This is a genomic window from Proteiniphilum sp., from assembly GCF_040307845.1.
GTDB lineage: Bacteria > Bacteroidota > Bacteroidia > Bacteroidales > Dysgonomonadaceae > Proteiniphilum.
This window is the reverse complement of record NZ_JAWRIS010000047.1, coordinates 1-17,626: the sequence shown is the minus strand read 5'-3', so window position 1 is coordinate 17,626 and position 17,626 is coordinate 1. Positions and strand designations below refer to the sequence as shown.

Annotated in this window: 15 protein-coding genes; 5 read left to right on the top strand and 10 right to left on the bottom strand. The window is 40.0% G+C overall.

The window, feature by feature from the left end; translation table 11 throughout:
* Positions 1-238: 238 nt before the first annotated feature.
* The 5 genes from ABV001_RS11815 to ABV001_RS11795 all read right to left on the bottom strand — a co-directional run bounded on the left by ABV001_RS11815 (position 239) and on the right by ABV001_RS11795 (position 8,097).
* Positions 239-763 carry an RNA polymerase sigma-70 factor gene (locus ABV001_RS11815; RefSeq protein WP_352422998.1) on the bottom strand — a complete coding sequence of 175 codons (525 nt, stop codon included), beginning with the start codon at positions 761-763 and terminating at the stop codon, positions 239-241.
* 226 nt (positions 764-989) lie between these two features.
* Entirely contained in the window at positions 990-2,624 is a 1,635-nt protein-coding gene (locus tag ABV001_RS11810; RefSeq protein ID WP_352422997.1) for a RagB/SusD family nutrient uptake outer membrane protein, read from the bottom strand.
* A 43-nt stretch (positions 2,625-2,667) separates the two neighbouring features.
* Positions 2,668-6,144 (bottom strand): SusC/RagA family TonB-linked outer membrane protein, encoded by a 3,477-nt coding sequence (locus tag ABV001_RS11805; RefSeq protein WP_352422996.1) that lies wholly within the window; start codon positions 6,142-6,144, stop codon positions 2,668-2,670.
* Positions 6,145-6,339: 195 nt separating this feature from the next.
* Positions 6,340-7,365 (bottom strand): FecR domain-containing protein, encoded by a 1,026-nt coding sequence (locus ABV001_RS11800; protein WP_352422995.1) that lies wholly within the window; start codon positions 7,363-7,365, stop codon positions 6,340-6,342.
* Positions 7,366-7,554: 189 nt separating this feature from the next.
* Positions 7,555-8,097, bottom strand: a complete 543-nt coding sequence (locus ABV001_RS11795; protein ID WP_352422994.1) for an RNA polymerase sigma-70 factor — start codon at positions 8,095-8,097, stop codon at positions 7,555-7,557.
* Positions 8,098-8,440: 343 nt separating this feature from the next.
* On the opposite strand from ABV001_RS11795, the gene ABV001_RS11790 reads away from it, so the two are divergent.
* Positions 8,441-8,998 (top strand): GNAT family N-acetyltransferase, encoded by a 558-nt coding sequence (locus ABV001_RS11790; RefSeq protein WP_352422993.1) that lies wholly within the window; start codon positions 8,441-8,443, stop codon positions 8,996-8,998.
* Here the strand turns inward: ABV001_RS11790 and ABV001_RS11785 are convergent.
* Together ABV001_RS11785 and ABV001_RS11780 are read right to left on the bottom strand one after the other, a co-directional pair.
* Positions 8,952-9,491 (bottom strand): hypothetical protein, encoded by a 540-nt coding sequence (locus ABV001_RS11785; RefSeq protein ID WP_352422992.1) that lies wholly within the window; start codon positions 9,489-9,491, stop codon positions 8,952-8,954. The two genes, ABV001_RS11790 and ABV001_RS11785, sit on opposite strands and share 47 nt — an antisense overlap.
* A 39-nt stretch (positions 9,492-9,530) precedes the next feature.
* On the bottom strand, positions 9,531-10,145 hold the full coding sequence (locus ABV001_RS11780) for a DUF4230 domain-containing protein (RefSeq protein WP_352422991.1): 615 nt from the start codon (positions 10,143-10,145) through the stop codon (positions 9,531-9,533).
* A 339-nt stretch (positions 10,146-10,484) separates the two neighbouring features.
* Between ABV001_RS11780 and ABV001_RS11775 the strand changes: the two genes are divergently transcribed.
* The gene (locus ABV001_RS11775) at positions 10,485-12,752 is read left to right on the top strand and encodes a hypothetical protein (protein ID WP_352422990.1); all 2,268 of its coding nucleotides are present in this window, start codon (positions 10,485-10,487) and stop codon (positions 12,750-12,752) included.
* A 21-nt stretch (positions 12,753-12,773) separates the two neighbouring features.
* Here the strand turns inward: ABV001_RS11775 and ABV001_RS11770 are convergent, their stop codons facing one another.
* Positions 12,774-13,775: a hypothetical protein gene (locus tag ABV001_RS11770; RefSeq protein WP_352422989.1), complete on the bottom strand. Its 1,002-nt coding sequence runs from the start codon at positions 13,773-13,775 to the stop codon at positions 12,774-12,776.
* A gap of 198 nt (positions 13,776-13,973) precedes the next feature.
* On the opposite strand from ABV001_RS11770, the gene ABV001_RS11765 reads away from it, so the two are divergent.
* Entirely contained in the window at positions 13,974-14,540 is a 567-nt protein-coding gene (locus ABV001_RS11765) for an RNA polymerase sigma-70 factor (protein ID WP_352422988.1), read from the top strand.
* A 40-nt stretch (positions 14,541-14,580) separates the two neighbouring features.
* Here the strand turns inward: ABV001_RS11765 and ABV001_RS11760 are convergent, their stop codons facing one another.
* Together ABV001_RS11760 and ABV001_RS11755 are read right to left on the bottom strand one after the other, a co-directional pair.
* Entirely contained in the window at positions 14,581-15,183 is a 603-nt protein-coding gene (locus ABV001_RS11760) for a LysO family transporter (protein WP_352422987.1), read from the bottom strand.
* Positions 15,173-15,457, bottom strand: a complete 285-nt coding sequence (locus ABV001_RS11755; RefSeq protein WP_352422986.1) for a LysO family transporter — start codon at positions 15,455-15,457, stop codon at positions 15,173-15,175. Before ABV001_RS11755 ends, ABV001_RS11760 begins: the two co-directional genes overlap by 11 nt.
* 172 nt (positions 15,458-15,629) lie before the next feature.
* Between ABV001_RS11755 and ABV001_RS11750 the strand changes: the two genes are divergently transcribed.
* Together ABV001_RS11750 and ABV001_RS11745 are read left to right on the top strand one after the other, a co-directional pair.
* Positions 15,630-16,550: a FecR family protein gene (locus tag ABV001_RS11750; protein WP_352422985.1), complete on the top strand. Its 921-nt coding sequence runs from the start codon at positions 15,630-15,632 to the stop codon at positions 16,548-16,550.
* Between the two features lie 299 nt (positions 16,551-16,849).
* Positions 16,850-17,626, top strand: a 777-nt coding sequence (locus tag ABV001_RS11745) for a DUF4974 domain-containing protein (protein ID WP_352422984.1), incomplete at its 3' end; no start/stop codon positions are given.

Below are 17,626 nucleotides of genomic sequence, written 5' to 3'. Positions count from 1 at the left end.
TTTGTTACTTTGTCCTGTATTCATAAGCTATATTGTTTAAGTTAAGATTGTTATCTCCAAAACAAAGTTAACTAAAATGATATAGCTTTTTTACTGGACTACCTATCCGTCTTTTCCAAGTTTAAACATAGGAACTTATTTATAGTATAGACCCCTGAGAAATAAAATACCCCTAAAGTAAATTTATTTTATTTAAGGCTAAAAATATGTTTTATAACACAAAATCACAACGAAACACTTAGGCTAAAAAAGAAGCGATATACTTGCGTATTCGTTTTAAGGCAATTGCCATTTGGCTTTCTACTGTCTTTAATGAGATATGGTAATAATCCGCTATTTGTTGATAGGTTAGTTTCTGTTCTTTACTCAGGATAAATATTTCCTTGCACCGGTCAGGCAACATATTCACAGCTTTTCTCAATATCACGGAGAATTCCTCCATATCATAGCAGTCCGGACTTGCTTCCACCGTTTCGTTCTCCTTTATCCATTCAGCAAGTAAAGCAATCCTGTTTTCCCTGTTTCGAAGGTAGTTCAGCATCCGGTTACGGGCTGCATTGTAAAGGTAGGTTTTCAGATATTGAATTTCCAAATATTCTTTATGTTCCCACAAACTGACAAAAACATCCTGTACGACATCCTCAATGGCAGCTACATCCCTGGTATAATAAGAGAGAAACACACATACCGGCTCAAAATACAGGTCATAGATAATCCGGAAAGAAGCTGGATCTATATTGGATACAGTATGTTGCGACTTCATTGATATATTAATTACATCTGCAAATTTAAGCTTCTTAAATAAAAACTCAACTATTTGCCGTTTTTTTAACGTTAGTTCCCATTGATATATAAAAGATATCGAAAGGATCAATCTATCGATTATACTACATCTAAGTATTCCAAAAAGAAAGCCACCTCGTTTTGAGACAGCTTCCCCTTTCAATTATATCAGACACCTTCGTTTTACAGAAGGGATCATCTCTTCCTTAATTCCATCCCGGATTTTGGTGGCCTTCCAATGCTTTGTTGGCCTGCATCTCTCGTAATGGAATCGGCCATAACAAAGCATATTCGGGGATTTTCCCTACTACAATCACTCCTTCCGGTTTGTTTTGGATTTTTGCCGATGCCAGCGGAACCCATTTCAACGTACCTGACTGGGCTCCATCTTCCTCCGGGTATAAACGGGTACGGCGGATATCATCCCAAATCTTGAATTCTAATGGAAACTCATGAAAACGCTCGGTCAGGATAGCTTGTATCAATGCATCGCCGCTCGCCGTTTCATCGGATAATCCGGCACGTTTACGCACCTGGTTAAGATAGCCCCTGGCATCGCCTTCACTTCCTGTCCGCGCAAGGCCTTCTGCAGCAATCAACAGCACCTCGGCATAACGGAATGTAGGCATATTATAGTCCCCGGAACGCCCTTCAACCAAAGCGGCTTCATCAAACCATGCCCAGATTCCTACATCAGACATTTGATGAGATTTGTTTGTGGCATCAGTATACTCCCAGAAGAAAAACTGCTTTTCTTGTCCGCGAATATCACTGGGGTGATAACTATCCAATAACATATCACAGGGCAGATACGGAAGATACAGCACATCCCCCGGAGGACTGAAAACCTTCCTATTATTAGCATCATTCCACTGGAAAGCATCCGCACCGAGTGAAAGCCGGGAATAATCATTGCCTACGTTGAATTTAGTGTAGTTATATTCTTTGGCAAAGATAATCTCATTGGAAGATTTTGTTGTCTTAATGACGTTGAATGCTGAATTAAGATCACTTGTAGTGCCTTCCGGGTGAATCAAAGCATGTTGTCCCCCATTGATCACATTCTTAGCCATATTGACAGCTTTGGTGTAGTACTCAGTCCCGCCATTGACCGGTGCGCCGGCCCATTGCAAATATACCTGTGCCAATAAAGTTTGTGCCATCGGTTTAGTGACATAACAACCATTATTATAAAATGCGACATTAGGCAATCCATCCCCATCTACAATATCAAGTAAATCTTGTTCAATCTTTTTATATACATCTTCTGCAGGCATACGTTCCACATACATGCCTTCGGTAGAAGTATAAGGAAAGTCAATATAAGGCACACCGCCAAATTCTTTTACCAAATAAAAATAGGCATACGCCCGGAAGAATTTACCCTGTGCCGTAAAATTCTCAATCTGACCGGCAGACAGCACTTCTGTCATTGTCGGGATATTGGCGATCACGAAATTGGCACGCGAAATGCCTTTATAAAACTCATGCCACAACAAGTAAGCAGTGCGATCGAAAGCTTCTATGTTAAAATTAGCGCCTTCCGACGCAGTCGTAAATGTCCTGTCTTTACGTTTATCGACAAATAAACCTGACATCACACCACCCCACATCGTAGCTTTAGGAGTCCATCCGCCATCCACATGCGTGGCATTCAAATAGGGAACCCCTCCGTAATAAAGCGCGTTCACAGCTGTCTGTGCATCAGCCTCAGTGGCCCAAAACTGGTCGGTACCTTTCGCATCCTGGGGTTTTTCTTCCAAAAAATCATCACATGAACTGGTCACCAAGGATAGTGATATGATGCAAAGGATGATTATATATATTTTATTCAATTTCATATGATTAAATTTATTTATTTCATTGTTGATTTATTCCCATTGATTAAAATGTTACATTCAAACCGAGAGTAAATGTTCTCGGACGCGGATAAGTAAAAAACTGACGGTTAGCTCCCCACTTGTTGTCACCCAAACGGGTAGAGTTATCCGGATCGTAACCCAAATAATCAGACGAAGTGATCAGGAAAGCGTTGTTCACACTTCCATACAGACGCAGCGCAGAAATCCCTGTTTTTCGCAGCAATTCCGGCTTGAATGTATATCCCAATTGGATCAAATTGGCACGCAGATATGAGCCATCTACCACCCAGGTATCATCTGCCTGGTTATTAGCACCCTGACCAAAATTATTCAAACGTAAGGCTTGAGATTTTCCATCCGGGTTGAGTTGAGGATGCCATGCTTCCTGGTAAATCCGGTCAATTCCATTTGTCAGGAAGCGCGCTTCAGTCGAATGGAAAAACTCCTGCATGATATCAGCCCCCCATGAAAATTGGAGGTCAAGCGTCAGGTCAAACCCTTTATAATTAAACGTATTGATAAATGATCCCATCCAGTCGGGTAGACCGTTACCAAGAATCTGGCGTTGCTTATAGGTCACTTTCTCACCGATGGTGGAAGGCACATTCATTGTTTCAGAATCCCAGTTTGCAGGAACACCGTCATAGATACCGGCACGCTTATATCCATAGAAAGTGGAAAGTTCTTCTCCTTCACGGATCAGCATTTCATAGCCGACAAAGCCGTCAGTTAGAATTTGACGCTTTCCGGTAACCGGATCAACAGAGGAACTCTCGTCTAATTTCTCTACCCGGTTTTTATTAAAACTCAGATTAAAGGTGCTGTTCCACTGGAAGTCATTTGTCTGGACAGGATATGCGTTGATAAGAAAATCCAATCCGTGGTTGGAAACCTCTCCAATGTTATCGGTCATATCTGTATATCCGGTTGATTCAGGGACAGGCCGACTCAACAACAAATCAGTAGTATATTTATAATAGTAGGAAGCTTCCAAGTTGAGTCGATTATTGAACAACCCAAGGTCCACACCCACATCAAATTGTCTTGTTTTCTCCCATTTTAAATCCGGATTGGGCATATTATCCAAATAGGACACGACTTGTAACTCATCACCAATAATAACACTGGTTGAATTTTGGCTTACTAATGCCAACGATCTATATGTTCCTATTTCAGAATTACCCGTTATCCCAAAAGAAGCATGAGGCTTCAATCGGCTAATCACACGGTTATCGATCAGGAAATCTTCATTGGAGGCCATCCACCCCAAACCGATTGAAGGGAAGAACGCGTATTTATTATTTTCTCCAAATTTGGATGAACCGTCGTAACGTCCTGTTATAGTAGCCATATACTTACTATCATAAGAGTAAGCCGCCCGAAGGAAATAAGAATTCATCCTCCATCTGTCGTGATCACTGCCGACATTCGGACGATCGACACCTTTCCCTAAATTGTAGTATCCATAATAATCATCGACAAATCCCTTTTGATTAGCATTGAAATAGGTATAATCACGCTCTTGCCAGGAGAGGCCGGCCATAGCATTGATAGAGTGCTTATCTAAAAGCTTATTATAGGTCAGATAAGTCTCTTCCTGCCAATAGATTGTACTTGAAGTGGAAGCCGCGGCATACCCCTCAGGGGCACTCTGATTGAGTAAAGGACGGGGATAAAATGGGGTATATGACCGATTGCGGTTATTATGATAATCGACACCGAACTGTGTTTTTAACTCCAGGTCTTTGGTAAGATGGAAAGTCAATGCCGCGTTACCAAAAATTTGCGTCCTATACGACGTACCTTCAAGGCGTTTCAATAATTCAACCGGATTACCTACACCTTCAGGACTAAAACTTTGGGTTCCACTGTTAGGATTATCTTTATCCCTGAGGATAGGAGTTGTTCCCACATCACTTGTTTGCATATATACACCATCGATTTGCACAGGAAGGAAGGGTAACTGTTCCACCATAGTACGCAATGCACCTTGGCCGTATGGATTATCGGACGTTCTATTTCCCCAGGAGTGGTTTACCAATAAATTTACACCGGTCGATAACCATTTAGTGGGTTTGTCATCATACGCCAGTTTGGCATTCAAACGCTTCATATAAGAATTATGCAAAACACCTTGTTGATCGGTATAATTTAAGAATGCTCCTATCGATGATTCCTTATCACCACGCTGGATACTTATCTGATGATTATGGGAAAGAGCGGTACGGGATGCCTCTCTCTGCCAGTCTGTATTGTATATGGGGGAGCCATCAGCATTGAACAAACGTGGATCAGTAAAGATCTTTGACAGGTCTGTATCGAAGTTCCTGCCCTGCCAGGCATTGGCATTTTCCAAACCCTGTTTGAATGCAGCCATCCATTCATTGGAGTCCATCACGTCCATATATCTCGCCATGGTACTGACAGACATAGAACCAGCGTAAGAAATACGTGCACGCGATCCGGTATCTCCTCCACGTCTGGTGGTTACCAGTACCACACCATTGGCTCCACGAGCACCATAAATAGCGGCGGAAGAAGCATCTTTCAACACCTCGATCGATTCAATATCATTCGGATTCAGGAATTGGAAATTCTCCATCACCACTCCATCCACCACATACAATGGGCTGGCGGATGCATTGATGGTAGAAATACCACGGATAATGACACGCATTTCCCCACCGGGTTGACCAGTATTTGAGAAAATATTCACACCGGCAGCTTTACCTTTCAAACCCTCCAATGCGTTAAACGACTGGTTTTTGATAATATCGGTACCTTTTGCGGTAGAAATGGAACCCGTTACGTCCGATTTACGCATGGTACCATAACCCACAACGACCAACTCGTCCAACGACTGTGTATCCTCCCTGAGCACAACATTAAATGAGTTCCTTCCGGTAATATTGATTTCCTGCTCTATATAACCAATATAAGAAATCCGGATGATAGCGTTTTCATTCTCTACCAATAACGAAAAATGTCCGTCTATATCGGTAACGGTACCATTATTTGTACCCTGTTCAATGATGTTGGCTCCAATGATAGGCTCTCCCTGGGCGTCAATAATTGTCCCGGTGATCTGCTTTCTCTGCTGAAGCACGTCATTCTTCTTATTCACCGCCTCGTTATCTTTTCTGATCTCTTTCTTATCAATAAAAATATATCTTCCGGAGATCCGATAGGTAAGAGAAGAGTTCTCCATTAGTTGATCCAGTATCTCATGGATATTCCGGTTTTCCAGATCTACATCATAGTGAATGGTACGGTCCACATCACTGCTTTTATAAAAAAACACAAAATCTGACTGCTTCTCGATGGCAGACACGATTTCATCGAAGGTTGCCTGTCGCACCTTTACCGACAGTCTTTCATTTTGGGCATAATCACCGGCAAAACCGTTCAGATTTCCGGTCATCAGAAAGACAAAAAGGAACATCACGGTTAATGGTGTTTTTCTCCATATAAGTCTATGGGAGTCTGTTGATTTATTCATATCTTTGCATGTTTTTAATAAATTAAGAAATAATATTTCACTGTTGTTTGCGAGACAATAGAGGTGTTTAATGAATTGAAAACGAATTGGGCCGGGATACTGTTGGCGCAGTTTCCTGGCTCTTTTGTGATATCTTACTCTTTTTCCATAGGCATTTATTTTTAGATGTTATTGATTCACTTAAAATTATATCAATTATCTCTTTCCAAGGAGAATCGTATCAGCATGGAATTGTAACCGGAATTGGCCTTTGAAATTAAGCACATTCACGATTTCCCGGATGTCTTGATGGGCAAAGAACTTGCCAGTGTATTTTTCTTGTCTGTTCATTTCATCCGGTATAATAATGGTGACACCATAAATTTTTTCGAATCGCCGGGTTATCTCTTCCAACGGCGCATCTCTAAAAGAATAAATTCCTTTCATCCACGAGATAGCATCCTGAGAGTTTACTTCCGACAAAGTCGTTTGCTGAAACTCTTTATCAAAATAGGCCTGCTGGTTGGGTTGCATCACAATTTCAATTTTCAGATTATTCTCGTCATCATAGGTGTCCAACTTCACTCTCCCTGTTACAAGTGTTGTAATCGTATAGGGGTCGGAAGAGTAAGCAAGGACATTGAACTCGGTTCCCAGCACATTGACCGACTGTTTATCGGTATGGACGACAAAGGTATGTGCTTGATCTTCCTTCACACTAAAATAAGCCTCTCCATCCAAATGGACTTCGCGGTTGCTGCTATTGAATTTTTCCGGGTAACGAAGCATGGAAGAAGAATTCAAGCGAACGATGGAACCATCGGACAACATAATAGTCTGCGGCATGCTTCCGACTCCGGTGCTGACTTCAATCCACTCTATCCGATCTTCTCCTTTGTAGAAGATATAAATACCCGCTACGACCAGCACAGCGGCGATTGCCGCCGCAACGGTAAATTTCAAAATGCCGGAATAACGTCTGTTCCGAACCGCTTCGGGCAACGCCAAATCTGTTATTGATTGTTTTTTAAGTTTTACCCATAAACGATCCCAGCTTGCCTCCACTTCTATTCCGTCGGGTTTCAAGCCACCCTTGCGAAGATCATGGATATGTTTTAACTGAAAGAAAATATCTTTATTCTCCTGCGAACTACGATACCACTGCAAAAAAATACGTATATCCTCCTCCGTCTGGTTTCCCTGAAGTACACGTACTACTATTACCGGAATTTCGTTATTCATTGGTTATATCTTTTCGTCAAACTATTTCACTTCCCTTTGTAACTCACTTGAATATAACAAGTCTTTAGGGCTCGATGCAGCAATTGCAATGTTTTGCTAAATTTAGGATATTCCTAAGTATATTATATACACGATTGTTAAAAGAATACTACGTATTATTTCTGAAAATTTCATTGCAGGCATAAAAAATCATACTAAAAGAAGAAACGTGATCAAGCTGTTTCGAAGAAATTTCAGCGCTTTATAAACGTGAGTCTCTACTGTTCTGACCGAAATGTCCAATTCTTCGGCAATATCGGTGTGTTTTTGTCCTTCGAGGTAGGCTTTTTTAAAAATATCCCTGCGTTTGGATGGTAATTTCTCAATAGATGCATACACGGCTTCTATTTTTTCTTTATCCCACCAATGGTCTTTTATTGATTCATTCTGTTTTAATTCGTCCAGTTTAAGTTGTTGGACGACTTTATTCATAAAGGTATCTTGTATCTGTTGATGTTTCAAGTGATCATAACAGGCATGTTGAACCGCAGACAAAAGGTAATTTCTAACATTTTCTTCCACAATGATTGTCGATCTCTTATCCCATATCTTTAAAAAAATATCGTGCACAATATCTTCTGCCGTGTAGATATCTACAAACTTACGGGCAAAAAAAATCAGTTCCCCTGCGTGTTGCAGGTAAAATGCGCGAAAGTGTTCGGTGAAAATTGTCTCTTCTTTTTGCTTTTTCATTTCGACACAGAACTTAAAGACTTCTTTTAAGTCATTTATTTACAATTCCTCAAAAACAAAAGATACTAAATTGACATGGAGGTACAAAATCAATAAATGCCAATTAAACAAACAAAAGTACAGGAAATTTGTTTATTGTCTTTTTCTTACTAACATATCATCCAAAATTATTTTATATGGTCATCCATGGGTGGATTAATTTCCTTTAAGTCGGCTGGTATGACAAATCGCGTGAACAATACAATTGATTATCTCAGAAAGACAAAACTGCCGTCACTTGTTTTTTCATCTTTGAAAGGATTATGGTATCTTTGCTGCCATAATCAGAATAAGAGGCTTATCAATGGAATACTTGCGGATTGATCCTAACGATACAGAACGGTGGAACAGTGTCTGGAAATTATATGAAGAGAGTTTTCCTTTAGCGGAAAGGCGCAAGAAGGACGATCATTTACGGGCTTATGCTGATGAACGGTTCTTTCCTTTGTCGGCATGGGAGGGGCAGGAGTTGATCGGACTGATGTTCTTCTGGGAATGGGATTCCTATCGTTATCTGGAGTACCTTGCTGTTAACACGAAGCTCCGGGGGCAAAGCTTTGGGTCACAAATGTTAAGGTATTTACGTGACTCTAAGCATACTATCATTCTCGAAATCGATCCCCTCATCAACGAACTATCGGTACGCCGGTTACAATTTTACGAACGGGCAGGTTACACGCTTACTCCTTATCGGTTTATGCATCTGCCCTATCGTCTTGAAGCAGATCCTCAGGAATTACTGATATTAAGTTATCCGAACATGATCACCAAAGAGCAGCATAATGACTTTGTCCGGTTCGTGAATGAAGAGGTGATTAAGTATTGCGAGGGCTTTCCGCACAACCAAGCACCGATTTCATAAGTAGCAATAATTGCTCTACCATCAATCTTTCTCTTTTGGATCGGGGCCGTATCGGATAGACAATCACAAGGATGGACTCCTTATCCTCCATTTTCATGTATCCACCCAGTCCCCAGGCGGCCATTCTCGCATCAGTCCTGAACTTCAATATACCCTTTTTCCTATCTGAATAAGAGATGATCCATTGTCGGTCTACCCGTTGCATCACCTCATCGAAAGGCTGTTCGGTACGTCCCTTAAAATGGAACAGTTCGGTTTTTTGCCCGGAAAAAGAAGGAGGATTCGTGTCATCCGACTCCATATAATCGAGTCTCTTTGCGAGAAAAAGGGTCAGGATTGCCGGCGGTATCATCCCCACAATAAAGAATACCAAACCCATCTGTGGAAGATCTCCCCATACTCCCCATAGGAAGTATACTACAAGAACAACTCCCATAAAGAAAGTAAGAAAAATAGATACCCAATAGAGGTATAACCTGATCGTGAATTTCATATTTTTACAGAATAAAGAGTAAAGAACCACTTTTCCACCTCAATGCAGTGGTGGCATAAGCAGTTCTTCGGTAATATGTATATCCGTGAATCCCATCTCTTTCAGAAGTGAAGTAATCGCCAGTTTTGCCTCGTCAGTTGCCTGTCTGTAGATTCCCTGATCAATAGCATCCCGGACTATCACATTTTTCTCCTGTGAAATCGCTTCGTTATAATCTGATATTTTAATTGGATTAAAGGCGTTCTCGCTTTCGTTATATACCTGTATCGACTTTTCATCGATTACCGTATCCAGTATTTTAGGTTTGGGGATCGAAATATGCACGGTGGTATCGTTATCTACATTTACCTTTATCCGGTTAAAATCCACTCCCGCTTTGATATATCCGTTATATTTCAGCAGAAAATACTTATCAGTCAAAGGAACATTGACATTCAAAAATTTACGGTAATCTTTGTAACTGATAACTCCCGTATAGTTATACCTTACCAATGCCAGTTCCTGCATATAAGAAATACGATTCATCACCGATGAACTGTCATACCCTCTCTCTTTCTCCGCCTTTTTATTACCTGCCAGCAGCAAGATCGCCAAAATAACAGAGAGGACGAAGAAAAAAACCGTCAATATATTTATCCTGATTTTAGTATTCACTATTTACATCTCTTAGTTCTTAGTTTCCATTATCCATTTTTCATCCTTCACTTTTCACTTTTTTCATTTCCCATTCAATCACAAATATAACAAAAGCCGAATGGTGAGCCAAACTTGTTTGAACTTACCTGAGGCGCATATTAGATTCTACAAATATAGCAATTAACTGTATAGAAAAAATATTTTCTCCTCAATTTTATCACTCCAGGATGATTAAAAAAATGGGATTACATAAAAAATAATACTCTTACCGTTTCCATTATAATATAATTTATCTATCTTTGAAAATCAACGGATAAATCTTATTTTTCATAACCTTATATTTTGATTAAAGTTACGATGATAAAAGAATCATTAAAGAAAATCTCCATCCGAGACCTGTACGAAAACATGGCCTTCTCAATGCGTACACTCAATTGTTGTGCTTATGCCGAACTATACACCCTTTACGATATTATGGCGTATTATCAGAGTGGGAAATCTTTTATGGAGCTTCGAAAAGCAGAGCCCAAGGTATCGCTGGAATTAGAATCGCTATGTAAAGAAGCAGTTTCTCAACCGGAAAGCGTTGAAAACAGATACAGGCCAATAAAAGAGGATCCCCAGGAAATCATTAAATATAATAGGAAATCGGAAGTGGCAAGGTTGATTGAAAATGATTTACTCGCCACCCTCCATCAGAGACTCATTTCGCCTAGCGAACTGTGGGACTATTTGTCGTCCCTAAAAAAGTTTCTGGCCGAAAAAAAGTATAAAGAACTTGTGGCATCTTGTTCTACAAGGGTAACCAGGATGTTGAGGACAAACGACATCGACTTTTTGAATTTTGTATTTGGGTTCCTAATCGAGAAAGACACAGCTATTATGAAAATGCGAAATGTGGGGAAGATCACATTCTCGGAATATGTCGACCTGAAAAGAATGTTCGAGAGAGAACTCCTAAAGATCATACATTCATCGGAGGAAGATTTTCCACGGGAGAAGCTAATAATAGAAAAAAGCAAATGGTTCGAGCACGATTTTGTGTACGATTTCTATAGACAACAGGGACATATGCCCATGTTCTGGATACTTGAGCAGGAATTAAAATCAGACGACACCCGGGCAGTAGATATGCTCCTTCATTCATACCCCATACTTGATAATAAAGAATACCTAACGATCCAAAAATTGGGCAAGAAACATAATCTTTCACATCAACGAATCTTTCAAATTAAAAATAAAGCATATGAGCACTTCTTTTCACAGAATAATCCTTTTCTACAACAAATGGAAGAAGAATGGGCTTTTTATCAGCATTCAATAAAGGAAGACGATATTGTATGGCAAGACGATGAACGTATCTCAGCCCTGATTGAACAGGAAGAGTGCCATTTAACCCGACGGTTTATTCTGAAAATGCTATCCCTGCTCACACACTCTACCCACACCTACATGGGACGCTTTGCTCCCCAGGGGAAAGAGAAGAATTGGAAGAGTAGTGTATTGATTCCTGTGGAACGGATTGACTTTTTTGATTTTAACAGATTCAGAGACTACATAGCACAGCTTATATCCATTCACAGAATGGATAAATTAATAGAATATTACTGCTTTGGCGCCTTTCTAATGGGGGCTCCCGGATGGAAAAAGTTCAGAGATGGAATAATAACTGAGATAGAAGAAGTTGCAACAGGTATACTGCTATATGAGTTTAACCTGCCTACGATATCGGGAAGTGTGGTAATCCCATCTCACCAAGTCTCTTCCCAAAAAATCTCGGACGTACTATACGACATATTAAAGCAACAAGGAGAACCGATGCATATTAACGACATCTTCACTGAATTTAAAAAAGCACTTCCCCAACACAAATATACAGCCCCGGCACAACTGCGCAATCGTTTATCAAAACACGAACAAATTATCCACAAAGGCAGGAAGAGCACCTACATGCTAAAAGAATGGACGCATTTTAAACAAGGCTCAATCGGGGATATCATTGTTGATTTTTTAAATGAGCGGGACACACCACAAACCATCCAGGATATTACGGACCATGTTTTGCAACACTATCCGGAGACCAATAAAAAAAGTGTTCTCTCAATAATATACAACGGGGTCGGAAAACGTTTTATACGATTCGGGAAAGGAGAATTTGGACTGAACGATAAGAGTTATTCTGTTTCTGCCAAAATAGCAGAAGACACCTCCGACATCTTGTTTCGTGAAAGAGTGGCACAATTGGAAAAGTTTCTACTGCGCCATTGGCATTTCCCTTTTTCTATTTCCGGAGACGAAGAAGAAATATTACTCTACCGATGGTGGAAATCACAACGTTTTTATTTTGACAAACTGGGAGAAGAACAAAAAGCTGAAATAGAGAGAATAAATAATCAATACGCCGGCCTCTATATCGAAAAAAGAGCCTATGAATGGAACAACAAATATGCTATTCTCATCAATTTTATATCCGACAACCAGCGCACACCCTCCCGCGATAGCACAGGTATGGAAAAAATGTTATACGACTGGCATAAGAAAGTAAAAAAAGACCTTAAAGCCAATAAATTAGATACAGAACAAGAAAGGAAAGCGGCGATGATTGAAGAATTGCTGAAAGAATAGAGAGAGTGTGTCCTGCAACTTTCATGTTTTCACCTCTTTTTCTTTCACGCATGTAGAGTCATTTTCATCATTGATACACAACAAGTTTATCAGGGAATGGCTATCGAGCAATTCCGTCATGGTATGTCCACGAAGAGGTATTTTTTCCGGCAGGTTCTTCCGCAGCCATTTCAATTGCACAATCCTCCTTATTTCATCGACCCCGATAACTTCGCAGGTAATTATCTCACCCTCCGCCAAAGCATTCTTTGCCTTGCGTGTTTTTTTGCGTCCCGTGGGATATAGTATCCTATTGATTATAAGCCTGCCTTTATACTCACCCAGCACCATGAACTTCCGGTCATAGGGAGCTTCATCCGAGCCTACCTCTACCCACACGTTTTTCCCAATCAACTGCTGAGGGATACCCAAAGCCCAGTCCACATCAGTTTCGTCTTGCGTGAAACTAATTTTCCCTTCAATCATTTCGCCCAGATAGATCACCTCCGTTTCTGTGCCGGCCTCCATATCGTCGAAGTCCCCCGGCACTCTCAATTGTGATTTGTGCATCAGCCCAACAATAGAACCATGTCTCCAGTTGAAATGGTAACCAATATCAACAAATAGCCCATACGTTGCTTTGTGGATGATCCAACCTTTATATAAACCACCTATGGCCAGTTCGGCCTGTTTGAATTGAGGAAGATTACCGTCCAAATGGATGGATATACGATCCTTATCGAGCAGGATGACCCTACAATAAAATTTTTTCCCGATCAGCGAAGGGGCCACATGAATCCATTCATCCCTGTGAATATATTTCCATGGCATCCGATGAAAGGAGATATACGCAAACAACCCTTTCACTTTGGATAAAAAACCGAACTCCTTCACATCCACAATCTTGAATGGCAGGATATCCTGTTGGGACATGTGTCTCTCAAGTTCATGGATGCGTTCCAGTTTCCAATCCAAGTCTTTTGTCTTTACTTTATTGGGAACTTTCAGTCTCTTTTTTATGCCTTCTACAACCGAATAAAACATTCCAGGACTCTGTAGCAACAACTTCTACTCAAAATCTTCCGAAAAAACGCTCCTTACTTTCTTCACCTCATCATTACAAAACTATATAAAAATCATCATCTGTGCAAATTAATCTATTCCGGACAAAAATGATTCTGTTAAAGAGAGACACAATCTGCAAGGTTTTATTTATATTTGCCGCTCAAAGTCAGGTCGCAGATGGATTCATTTTTCGACATACAAAATTTCAACCGCTTATTCAACGAATACCACGAACGCTTTATTCGGTTTGCAATAGGTTACGTGAAAGAGAGACAGACGGCAGAGGATTTCGTGTCGGAAGCTTTCGCGGCATTTTGGGAAAACTCACCTCAACTCCCACCTGACACCAAACCACCCGCCTATATCTTAACCATTGTAAAAAATAAATGCCTTAATCATTTGCAGCATCAACAGATAGAACAGCGGGTAACCTCAGCACTCAGGGATCATTCCGAGTGGTTACTTCAGACAAAGATCAGTACGTTGGAAGCATGCGATCCCGATTTTCTTTTCTCCGGAGAGATCCAACAGATCATCGACTCCACATTGGATCAATTACCAAAGAAAACTCAGCAGATATTCCGGATGAGCCGTGTCGAAGGATTCTCATACAGTGTGATTGCAAAAAAAATGAATCTCAGTCAGAAATCCATAGAATACCACATCTCAAAAGCCCTTGACCTGCTACGTGAATCATTGAAAGATTTTTTATCTGTTATCCCTCTTCTTTTTATCTTGTTTTAGATAACAAAACCGTATATGGATATTGTTACCACACAATCGATTAGAAAGAACAAAAAATTGTAACTAAAACAGGCACGCTAAGATCAAGTATGAATCCATGGAAAACGGAGATAACAGCCAGTTCCTTCCCTGAAAACTTCAAAATAATGGGAAGTGTGGTATCCATCGTCGTCGCCCCGCCCACGGAAATGGGAGCCAGTCTGCCAAAATATTTCACAAAAAGTGGGGCAAGCAACAAAGCCATTATTTCACGGAGTATATTCGAAAGTAATGCAATAGTACCCAGTTCCGCACCTTTATACTCTGTTATAAAAATACTCGATAATGAATAATAACCAAAACCGCTCCCCACTGCCATGGATTCAAGAATCGACCGTTGGGGAAGTAGAAGGCTTATTATTGCACATCCCAATAATGTACCGACAATGGTTGCCACCGGTAGCAGGTAAAACCGCGGGTCTATCCTCGTGAAACGCTTCAACGTGTTGGAATCGTTACCTAAACTTAGTCCCACACAAAACATCAAACCACATAATGCATAAAAACTCAAATCATTGTCGACAGCCGAGGGTGGAATAATTTCTAAATGACCGAATAATACGCCCAGAACAAAAAAGGAAACAATAATAATACTACTTTTCATGAAAACCTTTTCTCTTTTTATTAATATGCTTCCAGAGCAAAAGCGCAGCCATTGCGCTTCCCAATACCGCGGCAAGGGTAATCATCAGAGCTTCCATACCGATATTAGTCAATCCGGATAATATTTCAGGATTACCTCCCACTTCAAGTCCAAGAATAAATAGAAGAATCCAAATCAACAGAGTGATAATTTTTGAAATATTCCTGAATTCTCTTTTTCTGAACAAATATCCCAGGATACCACCCAGTACCATAAAACCAATTGCAATAAACATATTAAAAAGATTGTTTCGTTATTTGTTTCAAACGAGTAGCTTAGCCATATACAACAAAAGTAAATAAATAATCGGATATGGCAAAGTCAGCATAATTTTAAAAAAATTATCTATTATTTTAGGGTAATCGACTATTGAATTGTTATATAAATACAACGGCACAATTAAAAAAATGAATAAAGAACTATTATACCGTTTTTTTCAGGACAACACGAACCAAGAGGAGGAGAAACGGATCAGGCAATGGATGGATGCTTCCGATGTAAACAGGAAAACCTTTATGCTGGAACGTAAAATATATGATGCAACATTGCTCAGTTCCCCCAATACCTCAAAAACAAACCGGAAAGGACACTCTACTGTATGGTATAGCATCAGTACTGCAGCGGCTGTAATGACGCTTCTCATTGTAAGCACGCTTTATATACGCACGCTGCTACAGGAACATACTCCCGAATATAATACACTTGTTGTTCCTGCCGGGCAACGCATTCATCTGATCCTTGCAGACAATACCGACATCTGGTTGAATGCCAATAGTACATTCCGTTACCCTACCGAATTTTCCAGAAAAGAGAGGACGGTTTATTTAGATGGAGAAGCGTTTTTCAATGTAAGTAAAGATCCGAAAAAACCATTTCAGGTAAAAACAGCTTCTGGAGATATCAAGGTTACCGGTACCTCATTCAATGTAGAAGCCTATTCCAAATACAAAGGCTTCGAAACCAGCCTATTTGAAGGAAGTGTGGAAATTTACAAGGATGATCATAAGCTTACCACTCTGAAACCTGATGAAAAAGGTTATTTAAAAGAAGGAAAACTGTATGTAACCCCCATTACAGATAGGGACAAATATCTCTGGAAAGACGGTTTAATTGCCTTTAATAACAAAACACTTGAAGATATATTACAGTCTCTCGAAAAATATTTCGATGTAGGGATACAAGTATCTCACAGTAGTTTACCTCAACGCACCTATACCGGAAAATTCCGGCAATCCGATGGAGTGGACTATGCTTTAAGGGTTCTCCAAAAAAGTATCCATTTTTCATATGAAAGAGATGAAATAACGGGAATAGTATATATAAAATAACAATTTTATAAAATAGAATGCCTATGGAATAAACAAAAGAATTATCAGAACATTTTCACTTGAAAATGTCTAATCTCAGAAGAAAACTAAAAAAATCGGCAAGCGCTGCAACGCTCACCGATCGGAAGTTTTCGTCGACACAGCCTAAAATTATCTATGTATCAACTTAAAACAATTACAAATGTATGAAGAAATACAACTCAACGGGTAATTATTTAACCGAAAAAGTACCCATTAAACATTTTTTATTGATCATGCGAGTAACTATTATCCTATTATTTACAAGTATTTTTTGCGTTATGGCAGAAACGGGGCTTGCTCAAAATGCCAGGGTCACGATGAATAAACATAATGTAACTCTTAAAGAAGTATTGGACGAAATTGAAAAGCAAACCGATTATCTTTTTATCTACAACAATGAGGTAAATACAAATGAAAGGGTATCAGTCAGAGGAAAGCAGGAAACAGTTTCAGAAATACTCAATTCCCTGCTCAAGGATAAGGATATTGACTACACTATGGAAGGGAACCATATAATTCTTTCTCCTGAAAATAGAAATAAAAGAATATCCGATCCTACTATATCCCAGCAATCCCAAAGAAAAACCATTACCGGAAAAATCACTGATGAACAAGGAGAACCTATTATCGGAACCAATATTGTGGAGGTAGGAACTATCAATGGAACGGTAACTGATATAGATGGGAATTTTACTCTTCAGGTAGAAAATGATGCCACAATTCAGATCTCTTATATAGGCTATCTGGAACAGATTATCAGTGTAAGTGACAAATCCAAATTCAACCTGATATTGATAGAAGATACGCAAGCGTTGGATGAAGTGGTTGTTGTGGGATATGGTATTCAGAGAAGGGCATCTGTTACAGGTTCCGTTGCTTCCATTCAGGCTTCAGACATCACCAGTGCCAAAACGGCCAGCGTAACCAATGCGTTAGCAGGAAAACTCCCCGGATTACGCGCAGTTCAAAGAAGCGGTGCTCCCGGAGACGATGCCGCATCAATTGATATCCGGGGCTATGGAAACGCTTTGATTATCGTGGATGGCATTGAGCGG